Source organism: Candidatus Clostridium eludens, from assembly GCF_045310515.1.
GTDB classification, from domain to species: domain Bacteria; phylum Bacillota; class Clostridia; order Clostridiales; family Clostridiaceae; genus Clostridium_B; species Clostridium_B eludens.
Genome location: NZ_JBJHZX010000043.1, coordinates 21,503 through 30,878 on the forward strand (window position 1 = coordinate 21,503; position 9,376 = coordinate 30,878).

The 9,376-nt window shown below is 30.5% G+C and carries 7 protein-coding genes; 2 read left to right on the forward strand and 5 right to left on the reverse strand.

Features of this window, described 5'->3' with window-relative positions; all coding sequences use genetic code 11:
• Positions 1–307 precede the first annotated feature (307 nt).
• Genes ACJDU8_RS20870 through ACJDU8_RS20880 form a run of 3 tightly spaced genes read right to left on the reverse strand, consistent with a single transcriptional unit; the run spans position 308 to position 3,970 of the window.
• Positions 308–1,414 (reverse strand): Ger(x)C family spore germination protein, encoded by a 1,107-nt coding sequence (locus tag ACJDU8_RS20870; RefSeq protein ID WP_406794104.1) that lies wholly within the window; start codon positions 1,412–1,414, stop codon positions 308–310.
• A complete protein-coding gene (locus ACJDU8_RS20875) occupies positions 1,401–2,495 on the reverse strand; it encodes a GerAB/ArcD/ProY family transporter (protein ID WP_406794105.1) in 1,095 nt (364 codons plus the stop codon). The genes ACJDU8_RS20870 and ACJDU8_RS20875 overlap by 14 nt, the downstream gene beginning before the upstream one ends.
• Positions 2,492–3,970, reverse strand: coding sequence for a spore germination protein (locus ACJDU8_RS20880; protein WP_406794106.1), 1,479 nt, complete (start codon positions 3,968–3,970; stop codon positions 2,492–2,494). Before ACJDU8_RS20880 ends, ACJDU8_RS20875 begins: the two co-directional genes overlap by 4 nt.
• Before the next feature lie 429 nt (positions 3,971–4,399).
• Here ACJDU8_RS20880 and ACJDU8_RS20885 point away from each other — a divergent pair, with 429 nt between their 5' ends.
• Both ACJDU8_RS20885 and ACJDU8_RS20890 read left to right on the forward strand, forming a co-directional pair.
• Positions 4,400–5,092, forward strand: coding sequence for a DUF421 domain-containing protein (locus ACJDU8_RS20885; protein WP_406794107.1), 693 nt, complete (start codon positions 4,400–4,402; stop codon positions 5,090–5,092).
• A gap of 219 nt (positions 5,093–5,311) precedes the next feature.
• Positions 5,312–6,649 (forward strand): ClC family H(+)/Cl(-) exchange transporter, encoded by a 1,338-nt coding sequence (locus tag ACJDU8_RS20890; protein WP_406794108.1) that lies wholly within the window; start codon positions 5,312–5,314, stop codon positions 6,647–6,649.
• A 179-nt stretch (positions 6,650–6,828) separates the two neighbouring features.
• Here ACJDU8_RS20890 and ACJDU8_RS20895 read toward each other — a convergent pair whose 3' ends face one another.
• Complete coding sequence (locus tag ACJDU8_RS20895; RefSeq protein WP_406794109.1) at positions 6,829–7,731, reverse strand: multicopper oxidase family protein; 903 nt, start codon at positions 7,729–7,731, stop codon at positions 6,829–6,831.
• Between the two features lie 343 nt (positions 7,732–8,074).
• Positions 8,075–9,163: a GerAB/ArcD/ProY family transporter gene (locus tag ACJDU8_RS20900; protein ID WP_406794110.1), complete on the reverse strand. Its 1,089-nt coding sequence runs from the start codon at positions 9,161–9,163 to the stop codon at positions 8,075–8,077.
• Positions 9,164–9,376: the final 213 nt, after the last annotated feature.

Here is a 9,376-nt window from a genome sequence, read left to right on the forward strand (position 1 = left end):
ACTTTCTGATACAGGGCTTATCCATGAGCAAATTTTCATACCATCCCGTAATTAAATAGCATACATTTTTATCTTAAGTAATTAGTGCCCTGCTATATCAGTTACCTTAAACTTTAAAAAAGATATAGCAGAGTAGTTAATTGCTCTGCTACATCTTTTTAATGATAAAAAATGAATACAATTGATATTTAATTATATTTACTTTTGAGGTTTTATAAGTGTATTAATATATTGTGTACAATACCGAAAATTATTCTATTAATATGTAAATTATAAATATGGCAGGGTACTTATCTGCATATTATTACTAATAATCACCTCTTCCTTGGCTATCTACTGTAAATTTCACATTAACCTGAATATTAGAATTACATACTGCCTTATTCCAATCAGTACCCGTACCTCTTCCGTATTTTGCAGCAGCAATTCTCCCTAAATCCAGAACATCGGTTTTATATTTACATTTAATATCATTTATTGTCTTATTGCACATTTTATCCACATAATTGTTCATGTCTTTTTCAAACTTTTTTAATACTTGAGGATTTGCATTTAAATTATTATATAATTCATTTGATATTATATTACCCTTTAAATTCAAATCTATTATAAACTTATATTTTCCATTTTCTTTATAACATTTAGCTTTTCTTTTTGAATATGTATAACAATTTATATATTTCTTAGAATCCTTTTGTAATGTTAATATCCCTTTAACCCTATTTTCTTTTAGGATATTAATTATTCGTGTTTCATTTATATCTGCTTTTCCTATCATTTTATCCCCTCGGAATACAGCAAGGCCTGTGGTTTCTATGGCATCATTATTTATTTCTATATAGGGTAGTAGTATATTTCTTCCTTCTGCATCCTCTCTCACTATTAAGTCTGTAAGAGAATACTGCATAGGGAAAAAATTATATTCACTCAGGTTTTTTACCATGCCTTCAATATATTCTGCAGAATTTGAGTATCCCTTAATTTTATATTTAAACATATCCTCGGCTTTTCCTTTACATACTGCGCATAGTGCCCTGTCATTTATAGCTGGATTATTAAGCCATATATCTAAATAGTTTTTGATACCAAATGATGCGGATTGCTCACTAAATAGAAATATTCTATTTAGACCTATCATAGACTTCTTGCCTTCCTTCAATTGTCTATTTTGTCTAGTTCCTCCTACACTCGCACCCTCTCCAGTAAAGGTATCACTTGTTACTGTATTACCATCCTGGAATGAGTACACTAGAAAAGGTAGGCTGTAAGATGTATTGGCAGACTCTTTCTCTATATCTGCTCCAGTACCCACGGGTATTTCCAGATCTTCAATCATTGATCCTTTTACTCCTATAAAAGATATGATAAACATAAATATTATAATAATTAGTAAGAAAACCTTAAATCTTTTCACGATTATCCCCTTTTTTAAAATGAATTAAAGTTGCTACTGTTGAAACATATATTAAGTTAAATACTACATAAATAATAATTAGTTTATTTATATATGCCCTTCTCATTGTTGTATTTCCATATAACATAGACACAATAATAATTACAGGGTACAGAACCAGGGTAAATGTTTCAGCAGATATCTTTTTTGTTGATTGATTTAGACCGTAAGAAATTGCAAAATAGTAAGTGGACATATATTTAAAATCCACCAGAGACCAGAAAGATATAAATATGAACCTAAAACTATTTACAATAGGAATATGTATAGTATCAGCTAATGTTAAAACAGGCCATAAATATTTTGGAGAAGTTTCAATGCCCAGGTAATAAATAGTTGCAAAAACAGTCCATATATAGATAGATCCTACAATAGCAGTAGCCACTATGCCACACTTTAATAACTTTTTATTATCCTGTAAAAAGGGATAAATAAGAAATATAACCTCCATACCAGAAAAAGGGAAAATGGTGCTCTGTATACCCTTTACTATACTAGGCAACCCTGAACCCAATACAGGCATCAGATTTAAAAAACTTCCAGATGCTAAAACAGCTATAGGAAGAACAACTAAACCTACAGTTATATAAAACCCTACTTCATTTAATCTTCCTAGAGGTTTCATACCTTTGTAAGCAATGTAGGCTATAGGAATTAAAGCAGTGATAAAAACCTGATAGCTTTTTAGGAAAGAAGTTGCATATACCTTAAATACGTTGTCATATCCAGAAAGCTCCGTTGTTAGCATAAATAAAAAGAAAGATATAAAAATAATATTTGAAATACTTCCTAAGAAGTTTCCAAAACACTTTTTGCTCAATACCAATATATTGTCTTTTGGAAACCTTTTACACATATAATTTGCTATGATAATCATATATAAAGGATATAATGTTCCTAATAAGCAGCTAATCCAGCTGTCCTGTTTTGCAAACCTTATAATATTATTGGGTAAATACATAACTGCAGTACCTACAATGGCTGACTTTAATGTAAGTGTAAATTGGCTGGGGGTTAGAGATGTATCTTGAGCTTTATTCATTTTTTTCCATTCCTGAAATCACTTTGCCTTATAGGATTATTATGTGGAATAGCATCAGGCCTTTTATTCATCCTCCATAGAGGTGACCTTATAAGTGTATCTTTCATATCACTTTTATGGAAGGCAAAATAGGGAACTCCAAAATTTTCTAAAGAACAAAGATAAGCTAGTATAAAAAACCATCCTATGACTATTCCAAGCACCCCAAGCCAATTTGCTAGTATTAACATAGGATAAGTTAAAATCCTTATTGCAATAGCCATCTGATAATTAGATATTACAAAAGAGGCAACCGTAGTAACTCCTGCAATAAGTAAGGTGGTTGGACTTACAATTTTTGCCTTAAGTGCAGCATCACCAATTATAATACCACCTACAACACTGACAGTCTGCCCTACTTTGCCTGGTATTCTAAGTCCCCCTTCACGTAAAAATTCTATAGTTACCTGCATAACTAATAAAGACATAAAAGGAGTTAATACTATACCTTGTGTAGACGATATAAGGGACTTAATATATTCAACAGGTATGAGTTCAGGATTAAATTTAACAAAAGTTATATAAATTGCGGGAAAAGTTACTACTATAAACACAGCTATAAATCTTAATGCTCTTGTGAACCAGGCTTGTAGTGTTCTTCCATAATAGTCCTCTATAGTTTGAAAGAACTCTATAAATATAGTAGGATAGGTTGTAACATATGACGTACCCGATAACAAAAAAGCTATTTTACCTTCCATTAAGTGAGCCTCTATTACATCCGGTCTTTCAGAGCCAATAGTCTGTGGAAAAATGCTATAAGGGTGTTCTTCTATAAATTGCTCAACAAAGCTATCTGCTGAAACGGAATCTACATCTATAGCACTTATTTTATCTTTCATTATTTGTAAAAACTGTTTATCTACTATATCATCTATGTACATCATTATAAGATCTGACTGTGACCTTCTTCCAAGTACAAATCTTTCCTCTGCTAAGTTTTTATCTTTTATTCTTCTACGCAATATACTTACGTTTGTATTCAGATTTTCCACAAAGCCTTCTCTTGGCCCTCTCAAGGACGGATCATTTTCTGGTTCTGCTATAGCCCTATAGATTCCACCAGCAGTATTTACTACAATGAAGTTACAAGAATCTTGAATTACTAATACAGTTTTTCCTCTTTTAATGCCCTCTACAGCTTTATTTATGTCTGTTTCAATGTAGGTATCACTAACCGCAATATACTTTTTGTTTATGTAATCTTCTACATTTTGTACGTTTGTAAAGTCCTCATTAGCATTTAACATTAATGGTTTCAGTATATCTCTGTCTACCATGTTTTTATCAGTTAATCCATTTACATAAATAATTGCAGCTCCTAATGAATTTTTATTTCCAATAAGTAAATTTCTTATTACTAATTCAGTTTGCTTTCCCAATAGATTTTTTATATTGTTGATATTATCATTTATATTACATTTTTTATCCGGCATTTTTATTACCTCCCACTTATGCTAATATTTATAATTTCCGGTATTCATTGAAAATATTTATCTAATTTATATACATTGAAAATATTTTTAAATGAAAATTTAATTAGGGCGTGTCTGAAAACTCAAAAATGAACAAATAGAATTGCTAAACAACAAAAAAGTAAGAGGAATATATGCCAATGAAAGGCTATTTTGTGTTAGTAAATTACATTAATTAGACTATTTGTATAGTAAAAAATAGTTTTCAGACACACCCTAATTTGAGAATACATTTTCACCTTTTGATTTTCATTTTGGAATAAATTAAGTGGTCAGGGGAAACATAGATTTAGACATCATAACTATACCTTGTTTTAAGGTAGTAATCTTTTTATTTTTAATATTTTAAAATAAACTTCTATTTAAATTGATTTTAGGCGGGTGCTGGAAGTGAATATTGGCAATGTAGATATATTCCATCTGTTATTTAGAACTACTTTAATATTTATAGTATTGTTGATTTTAGCCAGAATGTTGGAAAAAAAACAAATGAGCGAATTAACATTTTTTAATTACATTACAGGAATCATCATAGGATCTATTGCAGCTGATATAATTAGTAAGGCTAATTCACCTTTCTTAGATGAGTTTATAGGTTTGGTATGGTGGTGTATACTAACTGGTCTAACTGGGTATGTAGGATTAAAATCTGGAACTCTAAGACGTATAATTGATGGCCAGCCAACCATTCTAATAAAAAAGGGAAAGATTCAAAAACAAGCATTAACTTCAACTCGCATAAACATGGATGATTTATCAATGTTACTTAGAAAGCAAGGTGTATTCTCTATCACAGAGGTAGAATACGCCATATTAGAGCCAGATGGTAATTTAAGTATACTTAAAAAACCTCAGCAACAACAAATAATTAAATCAGATATGCAAATTCCCACTTCTACCTTGAACTATATGCCATCTGAGATAATTGTTGATGGCAAAATAATAAAACACAATTTAAGTGAATTAAACTTAAGTGAAGAATGGTTAAAAAATCAACTTAAACAACATAACATTATAAATATAAAGGATATCTTTTATGCTGAAGTTCAAAGTGATGGTACATTATTTATAGATAAGAATTAATTTTTATCTTTTTTACGTTGTATTAATATGCTGTATAGTTGTGATACCTAAAATATTAATATTATTCACTATTGAAGCGAGAATAAGTAAAATTAAACGAAGATTATGCATCTGTTAGTTAACTTGACTAAATTAACGGTTGTTACTTACAATTTTTAAATTTATAATAAACTAGAAAAGGTAGTAAGTTTAATATATTCTATTACTGGAGGAACTTAAATGAAAGCTATAGATAAGGAATGTAAACGTAACAGCCAATTTAAATTGTGTGATCTGAAGCTAAAATTAGTACTGGAAGGAATAGTTATAGGCATTCTGACTGGATTTATAATAGTATTGTTTAGATTTGCTATAGAAAAACTCGGCAATGAAGTTATTAAAATTTATAAGATACTTTTATTAAGATTATGGTTATTACCTTTATGGGTAATGTTCCTAATAGGTATAGGTTGCATATTAGGCATTATGATCAAAAAAGAACCTATGATAGGTGGAAGTGGTATTCCTCAAGTTGAAGGAGTTATTTTAAAAAAGCTCGAAATGACTTGGTATAGAGTTATTTTAGGAAAACTTATTGGAGGAATCACTGCTATTGGACTAGGACTTTCACTTGGAAGAGAAGGCCCTTCTGTACAGCTTGGTGCTGCTGTTGGACAAGGAATTAGCAAACTTCTCGAAAGAACGAAAGTAGAAGAAAAATATTTAATCACAAGTGGAGCTAGTGCAGGACTTGCAGCTGCATTTAATGCACCACTTGCAGGTACAATGTTTTCACTTGAGGAGGTTCATAAGAATTTTTCACCTATGGTTTTAGTGTCGGCAATTTCATCAGCACTTTCTGCTGACTTTATAACTAGCCAGTTTTTTGGATTGAAGCCGGTTTTCAACTTCAGCTATATACATCCTATACCGTTAAAGTACTACTTATACATTGCTGTATTTGGAATTATAATTGGTTTGGGGGGTGTACTTTTTAACATACTACTTTTAAAAACACAGAAATTATATTCTAAACAAAAATTTATTCCAAGAGAATTTAATCCGGTTATTCCTCTCTTGATATCTATAATATTTGGGTTGTTTTTACCTGAAATATTAGGTGGTGGAAATAATCTTATAATGACATTAACATTAAAACATTTTTCATTAGTACTTATTTTTATTTTTCTTATTTTAAAGTTTATATTTACTATGATATGTTACGGTTCAGGAACACCTGGAGGAATTTTCTTACCACTTTTGACCATAGGTGCATTAATTGGATATGATTATGGAAGCTTATTTGTGGGTATTCTGCATTTAAATAGTTCCTATATAAATAATTTTATAATCATGGGCATGGCTGGGTATTTTACAGCTGTGGTCAAATCACCAATTACAGGGATTGTACTTATTACTGAGATGACAGGCTCTTTTAATCATTTACTTTCAATTAGTATTGTAGCTATAATTGCATATCTGGTAGCAGATAAACTTGGCTCAAAACCTATATATGAATCGCTACTTAAAAATTACCTCAAAGGACATCCCAACAAGATAAAACAACCTATAAAATGAAAAAGGTAATATTGTATTTTTACAGAACCAAATAAAAATCTAGTAGTATTCTTAATAAATATAGAGGGATAATTACCGAATAACAGTAATTATCCTTTTTTAGTATTACTATAAAGATATAGTTCAGTTATATATTATATCTTTAATCAGCATAAAATAAATTATTTTTAATGTTTGTCTTACTGGTACACTAAAGTGGTGAACATACCACCTGTTCCATTTGTAAAGTTATTAGATATATGATGTGAGATATGGCAATGAAGAGGCCAAATCCCTGGATTATTTGCTCTAAAGAGCACATCCCATGTTTCTCCGGTAGCTACTAATATTGTATTCTTCAGTATTCTATTGCTAGGAATAATAGGATTACCATCCGATCTTTCTACCCAAAATTGATGTCCATGAAGATGCATAGGATGATGATTTATTTGTATAGCTCCAAATCTTAAACGCACAATATCACCATATTGAATAGGCATTGGAGTAGTTGCAGGAAAGCTTTTTCCATTGATGGTAAACATATTAAAATTATCTGTAAATGGTCTAAGCTCATATGATCCTGGTTCCACCTTTTTCCCTTTATCTAAGCCAGCAAGACTCCACTCCTGCATTAGTAATAAATAATCTTTATCAACACATTGATGGCCATTCTTATCTTTTGGATCTAAAATTATAAAACCTCCTAGCAAACCCAGCATATCTTGCTTAGCTACATTTACATGGGAGTGATACATATGAGTACCCGGTGGATTTGTAATTCTAAAATGATAATCAAAGCAATGACCTGGCATGATTTTGGGCGAAGGCTCTACACTTGGGACCCCATCCATAACATTGGGAATATTAAGTCCATGCCAATGGATACTTGTAGCTTCTGGAAGGCCATTATATACCCTTATGTTAACATAATCATTAGGATATACCTTAATTGTGGGTCCTGGTATACTACCATTGTATCCCCACCCCTTTATGAATACTCCTGGAAGTATCTCTTGATTCACTGGTTCTGCTGATAATTCAAAACATTTTATACCTTTACAAGTAGTGTATTTTAGAGAAGGTACATTTGGGGTAACAACCATGAAAAAACACCTCTTATAAATTGATGAAATTTTTAAACTCATTATATAATACATACTCAATTCTGTTTTTTTAATGTCTGTATAATAGGGTTAAACAGCTAAAAGTATTTTCCTCCCAAAATATAAAAAAGCAAATGACAGAGAGTAGTAGGGATGCTCTACTTATGGCTAAAAATAAAAAAATCAAAGAATTAACTGAGGAAGTAAAGAGATTAAAACAAGAAATTATATATTTATAGGGAAAAATTTATAATAAAAGTTTAATCAATCAATCAAGAAGTATGGATTAATTATACATTTTTAATATACTTCTTATTATTGTTATGCATATCTGTGTACTAAGTTATCCTTTTTTGTTTAAAAGTAACGCGGCAAAAAAAAGAAACATTTCCAATCCAGTTTCAATAAACATTGCCATAAAGGGATATGAATAAAATTCAAAGCTAACTAAATCCATGCTATTTTTAAACGAACTCATACCAATAACAAAAGAAAGCAATATACCTGGAAACACAAGAGGTTTATATGTACTTAATCCTATAATTTGAGACATTCCTAGACTAAAAGCCCATATCATATTTGCCGAAGCTATAATTCCTGCTCCAATAGCAATCATAAGCCATATAGCTTCTATTCGTTCAAAAAATTCACCTGCATTAACGAATCTTGTGAGTTCAAGGGTGGCATTAAGCATATTTTTTGCTTGAGGATAACTAAAGATTCCTATTATGCTAATAATAAATATAGTAATAATGGAAGCACCCATACTCACAGCAGTAAATTTTGCAACAAATCCATTTTCAGGATGATTACAAATTGGAATGTACATGCCCATTATGATACATATACCTATAAAAGATAAAATAAGGGGAGTACCTGTTAAAGCTGGATATAGACCAAGTTCAAGCTGTGGTTTAAGTCTATCCATTTTTACATCTGGTATAACAAATAAAAACAATACAATGGAACTCAATAAATATACTGGCCCTAAAATTTCACATACTCTTCCTATTACTTCTATACCTTTTAGAACAGCATAACCAATTACAATATAGGAAGTAATAAGAAGTATTACTTCTGAGGTATTAGGGAAAAATACCATACTAAGGATTATACTTAATCCCCTCTGTAACAGCGCAGAAACTAGTAAAAAGAACATCGGAAATAATATTCCTATAATTTTGCCTAACTTTTTTCCTAGAATAGTGATACTGTATTGCACCATGTTCTGTCCTGGAAATCTTATACCCATGTAAGCATAAACAACAGCTAGAAGAACGTCCAGAAACCAAGCTAAAATTACAGCTAACCAAGCATCTCTTCTTCCCTGGAAAATCAATAATCTTAATACTTGGAGTCCGGTAAAAGAGGTAATGATACAAAAGAGTAACCATATAAATTGATTCGTACTAATAACTTCTTTTTTATACATGTTTCATTCATCTCCATATAAGGTTTAAAACTCCATATGTAAACCAGTAAACAATTTTTTATTTACCTTAACTTGTGTGTTAATCAAATTAATCTGATAAAATCAGTTTTACAGATAGTTCTTAGAGTACGTTTACATCTGACGTATGGACATATATATGGTTATAACAAGTTAATCTTCTAAAAATTTCAATAAATACTTTCATGGAGTGCT